Origin of the sequence: Clostridium sp. AM34-11AC (genome assembly GCF_003435375.1) — a bacterium.
Classification (GTDB): Bacteria; Bacillota; Clostridia; order Lachnospirales; family Lachnospiraceae; genus Pilosibacter; species Pilosibacter fragilis.
On record NZ_QWGL01000016.1, the window covers coordinates 32384 to 50026 of the forward strand.

Annotated in this window: 14 protein-coding genes; 10 read left to right on the plus strand and 4 right to left on the minus strand. The window is 49.7% G+C overall.

Going from position 1 to position 17643, the window contains the following annotated elements; translation table 11 throughout:
- Nucleotides 1-99: 99 nt before the first annotated feature.
- Entirely contained in the window at nucleotides 100-855 is a 756-nt protein-coding gene (aroD, locus tag DW826_RS10695) for a type I 3-dehydroquinate dehydratase (RefSeq protein WP_117552707.1), read from the minus strand.
- A gap of 531 nt (nucleotides 856-1386) precedes the next feature.
- Here aroD and DW826_RS10700 point away from each other — a divergent pair.
- From DW826_RS10700 to DW826_RS10725, 6 genes are all read left to right on the plus strand, one after another.
- Complete coding sequence (locus tag DW826_RS10700) at nucleotides 1387-2469, plus strand: TAXI family TRAP transporter solute-binding subunit (RefSeq protein WP_242994086.1); 1083 nt, start codon at nucleotides 1387-1389, stop codon at nucleotides 2467-2469.
- Nucleotides 2450-2941 (plus strand): DUF1850 domain-containing protein, encoded by a 492-nt coding sequence (locus tag DW826_RS10705; RefSeq protein WP_015553738.1) that lies wholly within the window; start codon nucleotides 2450-2452, stop codon nucleotides 2939-2941. Before DW826_RS10700 ends, DW826_RS10705 begins: the two co-directional genes overlap by 20 nt.
- 63 nt (nucleotides 2942-3004) lie before the next feature.
- The gene (locus DW826_RS10710; RefSeq protein ID WP_117513078.1) at nucleotides 3005-5005 is read left to right on the plus strand and encodes a TRAP transporter permease; all 2001 of its coding nucleotides are present in this window, start codon (nucleotides 3005-3007) and stop codon (nucleotides 5003-5005) included.
- Nucleotides 5006-5203: 198 nt separating this feature from the next.
- A complete protein-coding gene (locus DW826_RS10715) occupies nucleotides 5204-6967 on the plus strand; it encodes a LytS/YhcK type 5TM receptor domain-containing protein (RefSeq protein WP_117552708.1) in 1764 nt (587 codons plus the stop codon).
- An 80-nt stretch (nucleotides 6968-7047) separates the two neighbouring features.
- Nucleotides 7048-7770, plus strand: coding sequence for a LytTR family DNA-binding domain-containing protein (locus tag DW826_RS10720; protein ID WP_117503217.1), 723 nt, complete (start codon nucleotides 7048-7050; stop codon nucleotides 7768-7770).
- 183 nt (nucleotides 7771-7953) lie between these two features.
- Complete coding sequence (locus DW826_RS10725) at nucleotides 7954-9030, plus strand: DnaJ C-terminal domain-containing protein (RefSeq protein ID WP_117552709.1); 1077 nt, start codon at nucleotides 7954-7956, stop codon at nucleotides 9028-9030.
- Nucleotides 9031-9107: 77 nt separating this feature from the next.
- On the opposite strand, the gene DW826_RS10730 is transcribed toward DW826_RS10725, so the two are convergent.
- A complete protein-coding gene (locus DW826_RS10730) occupies nucleotides 9108-10220 on the minus strand; it encodes an Rpn family recombination-promoting nuclease/putative transposase (RefSeq protein WP_242994087.1) in 1113 nt (370 codons plus the stop codon).
- Nucleotides 10221-10254: 34 nt separating this feature from the next.
- Nucleotides 10255-11280 carry a branched-chain amino acid aminotransferase gene (locus tag DW826_RS10735; RefSeq protein WP_021905425.1) on the minus strand — a complete coding sequence of 342 codons (1026 nt, stop codon included), beginning with the start codon at nucleotides 11278-11280 and terminating at the stop codon, nucleotides 10255-10257.
- Between the two features lie 393 nt (nucleotides 11281-11673).
- Between DW826_RS10735 and DW826_RS10740 the strand changes: the two genes are divergently transcribed.
- Nucleotides 11674-12948, plus strand: coding sequence for an MFS transporter (locus DW826_RS10740; protein WP_181968045.1), 1275 nt, complete (start codon nucleotides 11674-11676; stop codon nucleotides 12946-12948).
- Here the strand turns inward: DW826_RS10740 and DW826_RS10745 are convergent.
- Nucleotides 12884-13801: a LysR family transcriptional regulator gene (locus tag DW826_RS10745; protein ID WP_117552711.1), complete on the minus strand. Its 918-nt coding sequence runs from the start codon at nucleotides 13799-13801 to the stop codon at nucleotides 12884-12886. The two genes, DW826_RS10740 and DW826_RS10745, sit on opposite strands and share 65 nt — an antisense overlap.
- A 216-nt stretch (nucleotides 13802-14017) precedes the next feature.
- Between DW826_RS10745 and DW826_RS10750 the strand changes: the two genes are divergently transcribed.
- From DW826_RS10750 to glsA, 3 genes are all read left to right on the plus strand, one after another.
- Nucleotides 14018-15295: an L-serine ammonia-lyase, iron-sulfur-dependent, subunit alpha gene (locus DW826_RS10750; protein WP_117470397.1), complete on the plus strand. Its 1278-nt coding sequence runs from the start codon at nucleotides 14018-14020 to the stop codon at nucleotides 15293-15295.
- A 260-nt stretch (nucleotides 15296-15555) separates the two neighbouring features.
- Nucleotides 15556-16500, plus strand: coding sequence for a LysR family transcriptional regulator (locus DW826_RS10755; RefSeq protein WP_117515799.1), 945 nt, complete (start codon nucleotides 15556-15558; stop codon nucleotides 16498-16500).
- Between the two features lie 106 nt (nucleotides 16501-16606).
- Nucleotides 16607-17524 carry a glutaminase A gene (gene glsA / locus DW826_RS10760; RefSeq protein WP_015553728.1) on the plus strand — a complete coding sequence of 306 codons (918 nt, stop codon included), beginning with the start codon at nucleotides 16607-16609 and terminating at the stop codon, nucleotides 17522-17524.
- Nucleotides 17525-17643: the final 119 nt, after the last annotated feature.

A 17643-nucleotide genomic window follows, 5' to 3' on the forward strand; every position in this document is an offset into this window, starting at 1 on the left:
GTATTTAGAGCTTATAGGGGTTTAACAGAAAGTGAGCAGAGGGGAGCTGGACACAGGGGGTATTGTTGTGAAGGAGCTCATATCCGTGTGAACAGTCATTTATGCCAGCGTTTGCAGGAACGTGCTTAACAGGTTCGCCGGGATCTGCCCTGGCGCAGATGCCTTTCCTGCGGTTCCGAAGGTCACGCAGGAGCCGACGAGCTGACCGCAGATACGGCTGATGACGCCGGTGGGGCTCATGGACATGGTGATCACCGGGGTATCACTGTGCTCCTCCTTCATGGTCAACGTTGCGTCAAGCAGAGTCAGGACATCCCGCTCACACTGCGGCATCACCGCGAATTTCACGATATCAGCGCCCAGGGACTGCATCAGGCAGAGATTGCTTATGATGATGTTCTTATCCGGCGTTGCGGTAAAGTCGTGGCGGGAAGCGACGACTTTCACGCCAACCCTGTGGGCTGCCGCAATGATCGTTTTCATCGTCTCTTCCCCACGGGAGAGTTCCACGTCAACGAGGTCGATGAGACCGCTGTCGATCACGGCAAGGATCGTCTTCGTGTAGGTCTCCGTATCGATCTCCATCATTCCGCCTTCCACTCTGGTACGGATCGTGAAGAGCACCGGAATATTTCCTAAAGCATTCCGGAATAAGGTCATTGCCTTGGTCCGGACTTCGGGATCTTCCATACCGGTGTAGAAGTCCGCGCGCCATTCGATCAGGTCGAACGGAGTATTCCGGATCAGATTTACAGATTTTTTCAGGTCATCGAGATTTGTATCCGTAACCGGAATGCAGATCTTCGGCATTCCGTCTCCCAATTTTACATTTCTTACTTTTACAATTGCTCCCATAAGCGGTTACTCCCCTGTTTCTATATGATTGATGTAATATCCGGTCATGCGTTATATAACGCACATCTCGCAGAAAGAATGCCGGTGCTTTGTATTCCAAATCGGCAAAGCCTGCGAGGCGTGATCCGCTATGTCCATAGTATAAAGACAGGAGAGAGAAAAGTCAACACTTACGCGCGTTAAAGTTTAAAAAATTAAAGCAATATATTAACGGGAACGATCAATTCCTACTTATCAAGCGAACTCATCGATCGATCGCAAAGGTGTGCAAAGAATTGTTAAAATAATATCATATAGATTTACAGGAAAGCAGTCTTATTCCTGCATTTCACACATCAATTTTTACCATTCACACACGATTTTGTGCAGTTTGCACGAACCCCATTGTATCAGAGCTACGTTTACGTTAAAATTTAGACATGAAATGTGAAATATTTATAAAGAATATGAAGCATTTGAAAAGTGGGTATGTAATGATCCGGGTGGGACCGGACAATTACGGGTAAACAAAAAGAAGGAGAGGTAAACAGTATGAGATTAGTGAAGAGAATCACAGCAGCAGCTATGGCACTCACAATGACAGCAGCTCTTGCAGGATGCGGCAGCAGTTCCGGCAATACATCTACAACAGCAGCAGCTGACACAACAGCGGCAGCCGTAACTGAGAAAGCGGCGGATGGTTCCAGCGCGGAGGCAGGCAGCACGCCCGTGAGCATTGACAGGGCGAAAGAGTTTGTCACAGTCGCAACCGGTCCTACGAGTGGTATCTACTACCCGATCGGCGGCGCATTTGCAACCGCATTAGGAAATGCAGGATATAAGACATCCGCACAGGCAACCGGCGCTTCCGTTGAGAACATCAACCTGATCTTAAACGGTGAGGCAGAGCTTGCGATCGCAATGCAGGACTCCGTCGTACAGGCTTATGAGGGCTTTGGTGCGTTTGAGAAGGCAGAGCCGGATCTGAGAGCCATGATGAGACTCTGGCCGAACTACGTACAGCTCGTAACCGTGGCAAGCACAGGCATCAAGAGCGTTGAGGACTTAAAGGGCAAGAGAGTCGGTATCGGTGCTCCGAACTCCGGTGTTGAGTTAAATGCGAGAATGATCTATGAAGCATACGGCATGACATATGAGGATAGTGATGTTGACTACTTATCCTACGGCGAAGCGATCGACCAGATGAAGAACGGTCAGTGCGACGCGGCATTCGTTACCTCCGGTCTTCCGAACGCAACCGTCAGCGAGCTGGCATTCAGCTACGATATGGTGATCGTTCCGATCGACGGCGAAGGCAGAGATAACCTGATCGAGAAGTATCCGTTCTTCTCCGCAAGCACGATCCCGGCCAATACATACAACAACAAAGAGGACGTGGAGAGCGTATTCGTTTACAATATCATGCTTGTAAATAAGGACGTATCCGATGACATGGTTTACGATATGCTTGACTGCATCTTCTCCGACGATGGAATCGCTACCATCAAGGCATCCCACAACACAGCAGACAAGAACATCGATGTTTCCTTCGGTGTTGACGATGTAAAGATCCCGCTTCATGACGGTGCTGCGAAGTGGTGGCAGGATCACGGTTATGAGACTCCTGAGAACTAAATTAAAAATCCTGATTCCGGTTCTTCTGGTAATCACAGCAATCTCTGCTGCCGTATTTATACGGCAGCAGAAAAAAATTCTGGTGATCGAAGAGCTTGAAACCGGAAATGTCTACCGGGAGATTCCGGTAAAGACCGGTGACGAGCTTTCCTTCCAGTGGGAACATTCCTTTGAGCATATTCCATGGTACGAGTATTACGAAATACAGAAAGACGGAAGCTTCATTCTCCACACCATCGCGGTCGCGGGCTTCGGTGCCGGAATTCCGGCAGAGATGGACTGCAAATACCGCTACGAAGACGGACTCGTCTACATGGATGAGATCGAAAGCGTCTTTCCGCAGTTCAACTGGATCAATTCCCAGACAGCCCTGAAGAACATCAAGGTGAATGGCGAGCTCCTGATTCAGGGTTCTGACATGCCGCATCACGTAAAAATGGTGCTGAGGATCCGGAATGGTTTTGAAAAATAAGAAAAGGAAACTGCTGAAGAAACATCGACAACAACTCTGACAACGAAGGGAAGGGAAATCTGTATGAGCGAAAAAGAAAAAAACATCGTCCCCAGTACAGCGGAAGCAGAGATGAGCGAGGAAGAAAAACAGAAACTCCTCGAGCAGTTTGATAAAGAGAGCAAGACGAGAAAGTTCGGGTCCCCGGTATTAAAGAAAGCTTACCGGGTATTCGCGATCATCGTTACCTTATATCATCTGGTTTTCGCATCCGGTCTTTACATGCCGGAAACATTAAAGCATCGTTCCATCCATGTCGGCATGATCCTGATTCTTGCCTTCATGCTTTATCCGGCTACGAAAAAAGCGAGCCGCAAAGTGATCGCATGGTATGATTATGTATTTATCGCATTGTCAGCCGCAGTTCCGATTTATATGTGCGTAGATTATGTAAACATCATCAATCGTGCCGGAAAGCCGGACATGATGGATGTCGTAATCGGTACCCTGTTAACCCTGGTCGTTCTGGAGGCAACGAGACGTGTCTGCGGCATGGCTCTCCCGATCATCTCCATTATCTTTATGATCTACAGCTTAATGGGCACGAAGCAGGGACTCATCCCGATCGATGTCCCGGGCATCTTCCTCCACAGAGGATATACATGGCAGAAGTTAATGAGCCATTTCTTCTCGAACACGGAAGGTATTTACGGATCATCGGTCAACGTCGCGTCCACCTACATCTTCCTCTTCATTGCCTTCGGTGAAGTCATGAACAAGTGTGGCATGGGTCAGTTCTTCAACGACTTCGCAAACGCCATCGCGGGCGGCACAAAGGGCGGCCCGGCAAAGGTAGCAGTCGTTGCTTCCGGACTTCTCGGAATGATCAACGGTGCGGCCGTAGCCGTCGTTGTTACGACCGGTTCCTTCACGATCCCGCTTATGAAAAAATCCGGCTATGACGACGAGTTCGCAGGCGCCGTTGTTGCGACCGGTTCTGTCGGCGGACAGCTGATGCCGCCGGTTATGGGTGCTGCCGCATTTATCATGGCAGATACTCTTGGCATGAAGTACAACGAACTTCTTTTATCCGCGATCATCCCGGCAGTTATCTACTACATGGGCATCCTGTTCCAGATCCAGATGAGGGCTGAGAAGATGGGAATGCAGGGAACCCCGAAGGATCAGCTTCCGAAGATGTCCCAGGTCATGAAGGAGTACGGTCATCTGGCACTTCCGATCATTTTCCTCGTTTACATGCTGTTCTTCTCCGGAAAGACGGTTATCATGGCTGCGTTCTATACGATCGTATTCACGATCATCGTGGCGCAGTGCAGAAAGAATACGAGAATGACCTTCCAGGATATTCTTGATGCGATGGTAGCGAGCGCGAAGTCTACCGTATCCGTAGCGATCGCCTGCGCCTGCGTTGGTATCATCGTTGGTTCCTGCTCTATCACAGGTTTCGCCCTGAATATGGCAAATACCATCATCAGCATCGGAGGAAAGAGCCTGATGTTCACATTGGTATTCACAATGATCACCTGCATGATCTTAGGTATGGGTCTTCCGAGTATCCCGTCCTATATCATTACATCCACGATCGCAGCTCCGGCTCTGGTACAGCTTGGTATCCCGGCCCTGGTTGCCCACATGTTCTGTTTCTACTTCGCAATGTTCGCAAACCTGACACCGCCGGTTGCCCTTGCAGCCTTTGCGGCAGCAGGTATCGCAGGCGGAAGTCCGATGAAGACAGGATGGGCATCCGTAAAGCTTGCACTTGCAGGATTCATTCTTCCGTACATGTTTGTATACAATACAGACCTTCTGCTGCTTGATACTCCGCTTGCAAAAGCGATTCAGGTTGCAGTAACTGCTGCAGTTGGTGTATTCTTAATCAGTACAGCAGTCGAAGGTTTCCTGTTCACAAAGGTCAACATCGTATTGAGAATTGCCAGCCTCATTGGCGCTTATCTCCTGATCGACAGTGGTCTTGTGACAGATATCGCAGGTATCGTGATCTGCGCAGTTGTATTCGTATTCCAGAAAGCAGCTGCAAAGAAGAGTGCACCGGCGGCAGCGTAGACCTTCATAGATAACCAGTGAATGCACAGGGACTGCTGCAGAAAATTTACTGCGGCGGTCCCTGTTTTTCTATATGTGTCTGTTAGAACACACCGGGTCAGGCGTCGGACAGTTGTGATCCATGCTGCGCGCAGATTGCAATAACCACTGCGGACAGATATAGAAAAACAGGGATCGTCAGAGACAGGAGGAAACAACATGCTGCTTGATGTTATTTACAGTATCTGCTTTAACATCTGCCTATTGGTAGTGCTCGCCTTCATGATGACGAAGATGGACTTTGTCCAGAGACTTCTATTAAATGAAGAGGGCGGAAGTGAGGAAGGAAGAGGAGAGAGCGTCTGGCAGAGGCTCTGGGAAAAGGTGCTTCTCGGTGTAATCTTCGGCGTCTTCTGCATCATCTCTGATTACATTGGGATTCAGGTGACAGGGGCGCTGCCGAATGCCCGGGTGATCGGTGTCCTGTCCGCCGGATTTCTGGGCGGTCCTGTCTCCGGCTTTATCACGACAGCGATTGCGGCGGCTCACCGGTATCTGATCTTCCCGGAGCGGATCTCCACGGTGGCCTGTGTGCTCTCCGCGGTCATCCATGGGATCATCGGTTCCTTTATCGGCTGGAAGAAGAAGGAAAACCGCCAGTACTCGAATACATTTCTGCTTGGAGTCACGTTCATTTCCGAGATGATCCATATTGTTCTGATCCTGCTGCTCACCCGACCGTTTGATGCGGCCGTTGATATCGTAAAGATCGTGATCGTTCCGATGGTGATCATCAATTCCGTCGGCATGGTGATCTTCTTTAATGTTTTTAAATCGATCTTCAACACGGAGGACTTGAAGGTTGCGTCCAAGGTCTCCCTCGCAATGAGAACCGCCGAGCGGTGTACCCCGTATCTTGGCTCTGTGGAGAAGGACCGGAAGACGGCGGGAAAGATCATCGACATTATTATGGAAGAGTACCACTGTCAGGGCGCGGCACTGATCGATGACATGAAATTTCTGGCAAGGAGCGGGGCATTTTCCAGTATCGTTCTCACAGAGAACAATTATCCGAGACTTTTATCTGCAACAAAGACCTTCAAGACAACGAGGATCAGCCGCGTGCCTTTACCGGAGGACGGATTTTATCCTCTTTATAAGGAGAATGTGATCATCTCCGCACCGATCCTCCTCGATGAGGGAAAGGTTCTGGCGCTTGTGATGCTGGTGAAGAAAAATGCCTATTCCTATCGGGCGGATATTGAATTTGTCACGGGACTGGCGAATCACTTCGCGATGCAGATCAAGCTCTCGGAGATGGAGAAACAGAAGGAAGAGCTGAGAAAAGCGGAGCTTCGGACCCTGCAGTCCCAGATCAATCCGCACTTCCTGTTCAATTCATTAAATACGATCTCCTACTTCTGCCGGGAAAAGCCGGAGAAGGCGAGAGAGCTCTTGCTGGCACTGAGCTCCTATTTCCGCAGCATGCTGGAGGATACCGATTATATGGTAACTCTTGACACGGAACTTGAGCATGTAAAAGCCTATACGATGCTTGAGGAGGCGCGGTTTGAAAAACGTCTCTCGATCGAGATCAATGCGGATCCGGAGGCGCTGCGAAGCTGCGTGCCGAACCTGATCTTACAGCCCATCGTGGAGAATGCGGTCCATCACGGGGCAATGCAGAGGGAAAAAGGAGTCGGAAAGGTCATCGTAAACGTAAAACGGGAGGAACGGTCCACGAGGATCGACGTGATCGACAACGGACCGGGAATGGACTACCGGATCGTCCAGAGCCTGTACGGCGGGGAAAAAGTGGAACACACAGGAATCGGAATGATGAACGTGCAGCAGAGACTGATCTCCTTATACGGAAAGTCCTACGGACTCCAGATCGTGACAAGTGAAGAAGGGACGGACGTGCGGATGAACATTCCGGACAGCGCGGCTGGAAGCGCGCAGCAGGAGAAAACGCCAGGCTGACGATCTTCTGAAAGAACAGATGACAGCAGCCTGCTGTTTGGAACAGCGGCGTTTTTGACAGAACATGGGAGGCATGAGGTATGAGAATAGCAGTAGTTGACGATGAGCGCCCGGCAAGAAGCGAACTTAAATATCTGGTGGAACAGTGTGAGCCGGAGGCGGAGATCGCGGAGGCCGACGGAAGCGAAGAATTTCTTGCAATGCTGGAAAATGAGACCTTTGATGTGTGTTTTGTGGATATTAATCTGGGTGGAATGAACGGCACTACGCTGGCATCCATGATAAAGAGAAAGCAGCCGGACACGCTGATCATCTTTGCCACTGCGTTCCAGGAATACGCGGTAAAGGCCTTTGAGATCGGGGCGGTGGATTATCTCTTAAAACCCTTTGACTATGAGCGCGTCAAACGGGCGATGGAGCGGGTCCATGAACACATAAAGGAAAAGGCCGCCGGTCCCGGATATGAAATCGGGAAGATCATGGTGAACGTGGGCTCCAGCTTTCAGGTTGTTGACGTGGCGGATATCGTGTTCATCGAGACGGAAAAGCGTTCCTGCAAGATCCATATGAAGGACGGATCCTTCTATCTGCAGAACGAGTCATTGAACAATTATGAGACCCACCTGAAAAAGAGCCGGTTCTTCCGGATCCACAAGAGCTACCTGATCAATCTGGATTATGTGAAGGAGATGCAGGTGAGCTACAATAACGGATATTGTGTGAAGATGAAGTACTATGATGCTGAGGCATTGCCCATCGGTCGGACCCAGGTAAAGGAATTCCGGCAGATTTTTGAAAAGTAGGAATAATCAGAACAGTAAAGCAAATATTGAAAAATAAAGATCCCGCCAAAAGCCAGGACGTACAGATATTGTACAGAGGAAGGTTTCGGCGGGATCTTTAAATATCACAAAAAATTCACATACCTCCCTTGACATTGAATATTTGATATGTTACATTACATATAGAACAGTGAGGTGGTGAATATGTCATCGACAAAGAGAGATTATTATGATGTGCTGGGCATCTCGAGAGACGCGGATGCTGCGGCAATTAAACGTGCATATAGAAAATTGGCAAAGAAGTATCATCCGGACTCCAATCCTGGCGATAAGACGGCGGAGCAGATGTTTAAGGATGTAAATGAGGCTTACGACGTTTTGAGTGATCCAAAGAAGAAGAAGCTTTACGACCAGTTCGGACATGCTGCTTTTGATGAGACGGCAGGTTACGGACAGGGCGCCGGAGCAGGTGCCGGTGGTTTTGGCGGTTTCGGCGGCTTCGGAAACGGTGCCGGCGGAGCATACCGGTCTGGATCCTTCCGCTCCGGAGATGGAACATATCATGAATTCCATTTTGAGGGCGGTGACGGGGATGATATCTTCGGTGATCTGTTTGGAAATATGTTTGGCGGCAAAGGAAGAGCTGGCAGCGCTGGCTTTGGCGGTTCCGGCTTCCATGGCTTTGGCGGCGGAAATGGATTTTCCGGTTCTGGATTTTCTGACCGCGGCAACGACTTAAATGCGGAGGTCCAGATAACCTTCGATGAGGCCGTTCATGGCTGCGAAAAGACCATCACGATCCAGAACCCGAACCAGCCTGGCAGCAGACCGCAGACCCTGAAGGTAAAGATCCCGGCAGGCATCGAGACCGGAAAGAGCATCCGGCTTGCAGGTAAAGGAATGCCGGGAACCGGCGGTGGTGCCGCGGGCGACCTGCTTCTCAAGATCGCAGTCGGTGAGAAGCCGGGCTGGACGAGAAAGGGCATGGATGTCTACAGCGATGTGGAAGTTCCGTTCACCACGGCCGTCTTCGGCGGTGAGACTCTTGTCCACACGTTATATGGAGATGTGGTCTGCAAAATCAAAGCCGGAACCCGCTCCGGTACAAAGATCCGTCTCCGCGGCAAAGGTATCGTCTCCTTAAAAGACCCGTCACTCCACGGTGACCAGTACGCCGTCGTAAGAATACAGGTTCCGGATGACTTAAGTCCGGAGGCAAAGCAGAAGCTTAAGGAGTTTGAGGAGATCTGCAGGCGGGATGGAAGATTCCATGCGGCATAAATAAAGAAAAATTAAAGAGATCCGGGATCCCATCATGTATGGATGGTCTCCCGGATCTTTTTGATGAATATGGATAATTATTTCCCAAAAGAATCAATGTATTCTTTCGCAGTGATCTGATCCAGATCAAAATTTTTACATATTTGTTCCAGAATAGTATCATCGCTTAAATGGAATTCTCTTCCCATGCGAATCATTGCTAATATTCCTTTTTTCTGTCCAATTTCGATTCCCTTCTTCTCACCAATTTCAATTCCAGTAGATAAAATACTCATACGTGCGACCTCCCATTCTTCATTTTGCTTAACCTCAGCTACTATCGCATCGAGTGTTTTCAATCGTTCGTCCAATATCGTGATCTCCGGATTATCAAGCGTAGAATTCTTACAGTACTGAAGAAAACTCACAAGCTCATCCCGTCCATTCTTGCTGGTCATATTTAAAAATATTTTCTTAGTTCCATCTTCTAACTCCATCTCGGGAAACTCATGACACCGCTCAGTAAACGTATACATTGCGCGGTCTTTCCCGAAAATATCCTTCTGAGTGATAAATGTCACGATCGTTGAAGGCAGATGGCGGTATTTTGTTTTCCTTCCGGACTTCAGTATCGGACTGTCCAAAAGTCCCTGATAAAACCTTGATCGCTTTCGCACATCATCGATGTCTGAGTCATTCTGCATTTCCGTCGCAAAATGCCGGGAATCCTCAGATACCGCCCATGCATCCAGCCGGATGCCCCGTTCTCCTTTTGCGTTAAGTACAACTTCCTCCACATGAACCTGATTCAGCTTTAGATCAGGCTCCCCTAAAATAATACTCAGCACGCATTCATGTGCCTTTTTGCGCTTCATGACCGCCAGAAATAAGGCAAAATCACTGAGATTTACTTTCGAAGGATCAATGATATCCGCATACTCCGCCGGAATATCATAAGCATAATGATTCTGTTGTTTCATACCAGACCTTCCTTTCCTGAGATTAGGCAGGAAAGTGCTTCTTTCGACTCCCTGCCGGTTATTTTGGTGTTTTAGCAAAGAGTCTTCAGATGCCGAATCCGGCTTAGATGATATTAGATAATAGAATTCATTAGAAACCTTGCTTAAATGTATCTTAACATGGTGCTTTTGGAAAAGCAAGGGAGTCCGGTATAAAAGAATTATAAAGAAAAAAGAGCAGGACTCCCCCAAAGGAATCCTGCTCTGATACAATTCACACGGTTAATTATTTGATCACATGGATCCAGCCTTCCGGTGCCTCGATATGGCCCATCTGGATGCCTGTTAATGTGTCGTAGAGCTTCTGGATCACCGGACCCATCTTCTCCATTCCGCTCGGGAAGCAGATCTCGTTGCCGTGGTCTACGATCTTGCCGACCGGGGAGATAACAGCAGCGGTACCGCAGAGACCGCACTCAGCGAAATCTTTTACTTCTGTAAACGGAACCGGACGCTCCTCTGTCTTTAAGCCGAGGTAATGCTCAGCAACGTAGAGGATGGAGCGGCGTGTGATGGACGGAAGGATAGAGTCGGACTTCGGTGTTACGACTGTGCCGTCTTTTGTAACGAAGATGAAGTTTGCTCCGCCTGTCTCCTCAACATAGGTTCTTGTAGCAGCGTCGAGATACATGTTCTCATCATAGCCCTGTTTGTGAGCATCAACGATGGCATGTAAGCTCATTGCGTAGTTTAAGCCGGCCTTTACGTGGCCTGTTCCGTGAGGTGCTGCGCGGTCGAAGTCTGTGACACGGATTGTGATCGGCTTAGCGCCGCCCTTGAAGTACGGGCCGACCGGTGTACAGAAAGCACGGAACTGGTACTCGGATGCCGGTTTCACACCGATTACCGGGTTTGTACCGAACATATACGGACGGATGTAAAGAGTTGCGCCGGAACCGTACGGCGGAACGAAATCAGCGTTTGCCGCAACCAGCTTTGTGATCGCGTCAATGAAGCGCTCCTTCGGGAACTGCGGCATCTCAAGTCTTGCTGCAGAGTTCATCATACGCTCAGCGTTTAAGTCCGGGCGGAAGGTTACGATGTGGCCGTCCTCCGTTGTGTATGCCTTTAAGCCCTCGAAGCAGGTCTGTGCATACTGGAATACACATGCACACTCGTTTAAGGTGATCATATCATCAGTTGTAAGAGTCCCTTCATCCCAGGAACCATCTTTGAAGTTGGATACATATCTGTAATCAGTTTTGATGTAACCGAATCCGATATTGGACCAGTCGATCTCTTTCTTTGCCATTGGAAATTCCTCCATTCTGCCGTCTGACCGGCATTGTATTTTTTGCCGCCGGGGTCGGGCGGTAATGTCTTTTTACTGCGGTACTGTTTCGATGTAATGAACAGTTACCGTGTTTTCTATTATAAGTACTTAAGATTTATCCTGCAAGTTCTTTATGGCAAAAAGATGAAAAAAATATGGGAAAATGGGAGAAAAAATGCTACAATATAACCTTAAGGAATAAAGAATATTCCGCGGATTTATTCAGCATGCCCGCAGAGGCCAGGCGCCTGCCATAAGAGTGAGTGACGGAGATGGAACCGGGTGGATATGTGGCCGGAAGTTTTCGGGGCGGACAGCCGGATACCGGCGATATGCGGAAAAGAAAAAAGCTGGGGAAAGGCAGAAATAACAATGGAACAAAAGAAAAACAGACTGCACTATGCCTGGTTCATCCTTGCGGGCTGCTGCATCCTGCAGGGGGCGACTCTGGGACTCATCAACAACTGTGCCGGTGTCTTTTATTCCCCAATCTGCAAAGAACTGGGGTTTGAGCTGGGAAAACTTACGATGTACCGGATGCTCTACTGCATCAGTTCTGCTTTGGCGCTGCCATTTGTGGCGACAAGCTTTCGGAAACATGATGTGCGGATCGTGATCAGCATTGCAGCTGTCATATACGGAGGCTGCGCGACCCTCATGGGTACCTTCCATGAACTGTGGCAGTGGCATTTGACAGGCATCATTCAGGGAATTGCCTCGTCCTTCGTCTGCATGATCCCGGCGCCGATCATTCTTGGAAACTGGTTTAAGAAAAAGACCGGAATGGCGGTGGGAATCTCCGCGGCGTTCTCCGGTCTCGTCGGCATGATCGGCAGCAGCTTTCTTGGAATGGCGATCCCGGTATTCGGATGGAGGGTGAGCTATGTGGCGGTTGGAATCGTCAGTACCGCGCTGGTCCTCCCGATCTCCCTGTTCATTCTCCGCTATAAGCCGGAAGAGATGGGACTTCTGCCGTACGGGGCAGAGAATGTGGAGCAAAGGGCTGTATCAGGCACATCAGCGCCTGCATCCGTGGAAAACGGGACCCCGATAAAAGAATTGCTGCGTCAGCCGGAATTTTATATTGCCGTGGGTGCATACTGGACCAGTGTGTCATGCGCGTACCTGAATTCCTTCCTGACGCCCTGTGGGATCGCAGCCGGCCTGACGCTGCAGGCAGCGGCCATGATGACGAGCATCTCCCTTCTCGGAAACATGTCCAGCAAGCTGATCCTCGGAAAGATCAGCGACAGCCTTGGGATCATCAGGACCTTTGAAGTTTCGATTGCGCTGGCGTTTCTTGGACATGTACTGCTGTTTGTCGGTTCTCCGGAGACGGTGATGGCGGGCTCCCTGTTTTATGGTGTGACACTTCCCCTATCATCCGTCATGATGCCGCTGTTCTGCAGGATCTTCTGGAATGGTGAGACCTACAGTACAGCATATGCCTATTCCACCATGGTGGGAACGCTTCTGGGAGCGCCCTTCAACATGTGGTTTGGAACCTTTTATGATATAACGGGAGATTACAGGCTGACCATTGGAGTGAGCGCGGCGATGCTTATTATGTTGACCTTCCTCATCATTCTTGAGGGTGTTCGTCTGAAACGGGCGAAGTCCGGAAAGTCTCCTTCGCAAGCTCGATAAAGGCGTCCATCTCACCGGTGTGCCATTTGTCTTTGTGATAGAGGACCTGACGGTAGAGCTCCATGTGAAAATCCTTTACCGGCAGGATCGAGAGAATACCGGATTCCACTTCATGCCTTACGGCAAACTCCGGGAGAAATGAGATCCCGGCGTTCTGCTTCAACATATTGATAATGAATTCAGTGTTTCCAATTTCCAGGAAAGGCTTGATCTCCTTTCCGAGAGATGCCAGATATCGGTCAAGAACGAACCGGTAGCTGGCATTTTTTTCGGTCAGGAGGAACGGGTGGCTGATGACCGAGGCAAGGTCTGTGGGATCATTTTTTGCCAGCGTGTGGACGGAGGAAGAGACAAAGGAGATATTTTCCGGCGCTTCCAGAACTTTTATAAAACGCTTGTCGTCAATGGGCTGGTCGAGGAGATAGACCAGATCGATAGAGTTCTTGTTCATGCGGTCCAAAAGAACATCCGGGGAGTCCAGAACGATGCTCACGGAGACGTTCGGGTAAAGCTGATGGAATTTCTTTAAAAGATCCGGAAAGATGGATTCACAGATGGATTCAATGGTTCCGATGGTGAGGTCACCGGAGAGCTCAGTGGAGGCGGAAACCGCGTTTTTCGCGTCGGCGACGGTGCCAAGGATCGTCACGGCATAGCGGTAAAAGATCTCCCCGTGATGGGTCAGGACCGTCTTTTTTCCGAGACGGTCAAAGAGATGGATGCCGAGTTCCTCCTCTAACTGTTTGATCTGGACCGTGACGGCGGCCTGGGAATAGCCTAACGCCTCGGCGGCTTTTGAAAAACTTTGCTTTTGCGCGATCTGTAGAAACGTGCGGATCTCTCGAAGTTCCATGGCGGATTCCTTTCTTCTCTATAAAAATTTATAAACGATCTGTTTAAAACGTTCAATTTTACTTTTAGCACTTCTTATGATACGCTAAGAATATAGAAATTGCAAGAAAATAGCAGGATAGAATGCGAATTTTCAGGATGTGAGACTCGGAGTCATGAATGGCAGGCGGAAAAAGTGATCCGATCGGCAGAAAAGAACGGAGAAAGGACGGATACAATGGAGAAAAGCGATATCAGATATCAGGCATATGTGAGTATTCTGGAAGAGGAACTGAAGCCGGCGATGGGATGTACGGAGCCGATCGCCATCGCTTACTGCGCGGCAGTCGCGAGAGAAGTGCTCGGCGGACTCCCGGAGAAGGTGAAGGTAGGAGCCAGCGGCAGCATGATCAAGAACGTAAAATCCGTGATCGTCCCGAATACGGATCATTTAAAGGGAATTCCGGCGGCGGCGGCGGCAGGAATCGTTGCAGGTGATCCGAAAAAGGAACTTGAGGTCATAGCGTCTGTTACAAAAGAGCAGATCACGGCGATGAAGGAATTCCTTCAGACGACCCCGGTGGAAGTGGAACATATTGATAACGGCATCACCTTTGATATTATTGTGACACTGACACGCGGAACAGATACCAGCATGGTCCGCATCGCAAATTATCACACGAATGTGGTACATATTGAAAAGAACGGAGAAGTCATTAGGGATATCCCGGTGAATGGTGAGGAGGAGGAAGGTCTTACGGATCGCTCACTGCTCGATATGGAGCATATCTGGGACTTTATCCATACAGTGGATGTGAACGATATCAGAGAGGTTCTGGAGCGCCAGAAAACTTACAATATGGCAATCGCCAGAGAGGGAATGCGTGGGCAGTATGGATCCAACATCGGCGCACTTCTTCTCGATATGAACGGAAATGATGTCCGTACACGGGCGAGAGCCATGGCGGCAGCCGGATCCGACGCACGAATGAACGGATGTGAGCTTCCGGTTATCATCAACTCCGGCAGTGGAAATCAGGGAATCACGGCTTCTGTTCCGGTCATCGTATACGCAACGGAGCTGGGAGTCGATGAAGATACCATGTACCGGGCGATGGCACTCTCAGATCTCACGACGATCCACCAGAAGACGCCCATCGGAAGACTATCCGCTTACTGCGGCGCAGTCAGCGCGGGCGCGGGTTCCGGAGCAGGGATCGCGTATCTCTCCGGAGCGTCCTATGATGAGGTGGTCCACACCGTGATCAATGCGGTCGCCATTATCTCCGGTATGGTCTGTGATGGCGCGAAAGCGTCCTGCGCGGCAAAGATCGCTGAGGCGGTGGACGCGGGGATCATCGGCTATTATATGGCAAAGCGTGGTCAGAACTTTGATGACGGCGACGGAATCGTGACGGCCGGGATCGAGGCGACGATCCGCAACGTGGGACGTCTCGCAAAAGAGGGAATGAAGGAGACGAATGATGAGATCATCAGCATTATGATCGGGAGCTGAGGTCTGGAATCTTGTGTGAATTAAGATATGAAAGTATGGTTTCGGAGTGTTGTCCAGGTGACGGCACTCCGCTTTTGATGTATAAGGTTTTTTCTGTGAGAAATAACCTTAGTTTGATAAAGAATAACAAAGAAGTAGAAAGATATGGCAAAAAATGATACATTATATACAAGAAAAGTCGCAGGAATGTGCGGCTTTCAGAAACTCTTTTCAGCAGCGATGCGCGGGAAGAGAGATAGAAAAATGAGGGAGGGAAGAACATGAGCTATGATATCAATCTGAAACATCTGGAATACTTCATCAAGGTGGCGAGACTTGGTTCCATCAACAAGGCAGCCCAGATGCTCTATGTTTCCCAATCCCATCTTGGAAAGATCATTCATGATCTGGAGGAGACCGTTGGGGCGCCGCTCTTAAACAGGAGCCGTCAGGGCGTGACGCTGACTCCCGAGGGAAATGAGTTTTTGGAGCGGTCAGTGCGGATCTTAAAGGAAATGGAAGGAATGCATCTGCGGCCATTAAAGGAGATGGAGAAGACAGAGCCCCTGGCGGTGTCCATGACAAAGTTCTCCCATGTGATGGAGAGCTTTATCACTATCGTGCGACGGTACCAGGATCAGCCGGAATTCACCCACCGCCTGTATGAGGGGCAGTTGGAGGATGTTATCGAGGATGTAGTCTCCGGGCGGGCCGACATCGGAATTTTCCATTTCGACAGTCAGAGGCATGAGGAGATCCAGATGATGGCGGCGGCGAAAGGCCTTACATACCGGTTCCTCTCCTATGTGGAACCGCAGATCGTGATCTCAAAGGATCATCCGCTCGTCCGGGAGAAGAAGCCGATGACGAGGGAGAATCTTGCGAATTACGGATTTATCCGCTATATGGGGCTGTATGACGATATTCTCTCCAATATCCTCGGACCAAATGAGGATGGGGGAAGTACGGGAAAGAAGAAGGAGATTTATGTGACAGGGCGTGCGACGCTCATGAACCTGATCTCACAGACGGATTTTTACAGCATCGGGATCCATGACTTCGACAAGCAGCTGTCGGATTTCCGGGCAGTTTCTGTGCCGATTCCGGGGTGCGAGGTGAAGCTGGAATTCGGGTATGTGACACTTGCGGATGTGCCGATCTCCGGGATCGGGGAAGAGTTTTTGAAGGAAGTAAGAGAGCGGCTTGAGAGGGGACAGGACGTTTAAAATAAGAAAAAAGCACGGAAAATGTGCTGACAGGAGTTTCCTGCGAAGTATGGAAAGTGCGGCAGCAGGAGTGAAAGGTCATAGAGGAAAGGAGTAAACAAAAGTTATGTTTCAGGATCTGATCAATGAGGCACTGGAAACGGGACGCCCATACATCAAAGAGGGAGAGGTTGCGACCTATATTCCGGAGCTTGGAAGAGCGGACAAGAATAAGCTTGGAATCAGTATTTTCTGCCGGGATGGAAGCCGGTTCTCCTGCGGGGATACGAAGGACCGGTTCAGCATCCAGAGTATTTCGAAGGTTATCAGCCTTGCGGTAGCCCTTGAGGTCTGCGGGTTTGACATGGTGTTTGAGAATGTGGGGATGGAACCGTCGGGGGACGCCTTCAACTCCCTGATCAAGCTTGAGGGATCTAACAGCCATCCATACAATCCGATGATCAATTCTGGAGCAATCGCAGTGGCGAGCTTTATTGAGCCGAAGGTATCGTTTGAGGAGATGCTGAAGCTGGCGAGATGTTTCTGTCAGGATGACGGGATCGTTCTGGATGAGAAAGTCTACGGTTCAGAGATGTCAACGGTGGCGAGAAACCGCGCCATCGCCTATCTTTTAGAGAGCAAGGGCGTGATCAATGGAAATGTGGAGGAAGCGCTGGATTTCTATGTGAAAATGTGCTCGCTGAGCGTCACGGCGGAAAGCCTTGCGGGATTGGGACTTCTGCTTGCAAACGATGGAGTGGATCCGTCCGGAAAGCGGCTGCTGAATTCCGATACCGTGAGAGTCGTGAAGACGATCATGCTGACCTGCGGCATGTATGACGGGTCCGGGGAATTTGCGGTCCGCGTGGGAATTCCTTCTAAGAGCGGTGTCGGTGGCGGACTGCTGTCTGTTGTTGACGGGAAGATGGGAATCGGAATCTATGGTCCGTCCCTGGACGCAAAGGGAAACAGCATTGCTGGGAGAAAAATCCTGCAGTTCCTTTCCTCACAGATGAAATTGCATATTTTTGCGAAGAAGGACTGAGCATTTTTTTTGATGAAGGGTAACAGTTCATCAGGTTACGATGAAAGTATGAAAGTGGTACGGGAACCCAGAGAAAAATGGGCAGACGGAAACTTTCTTCTTTAGAGAAAAATTAGGAA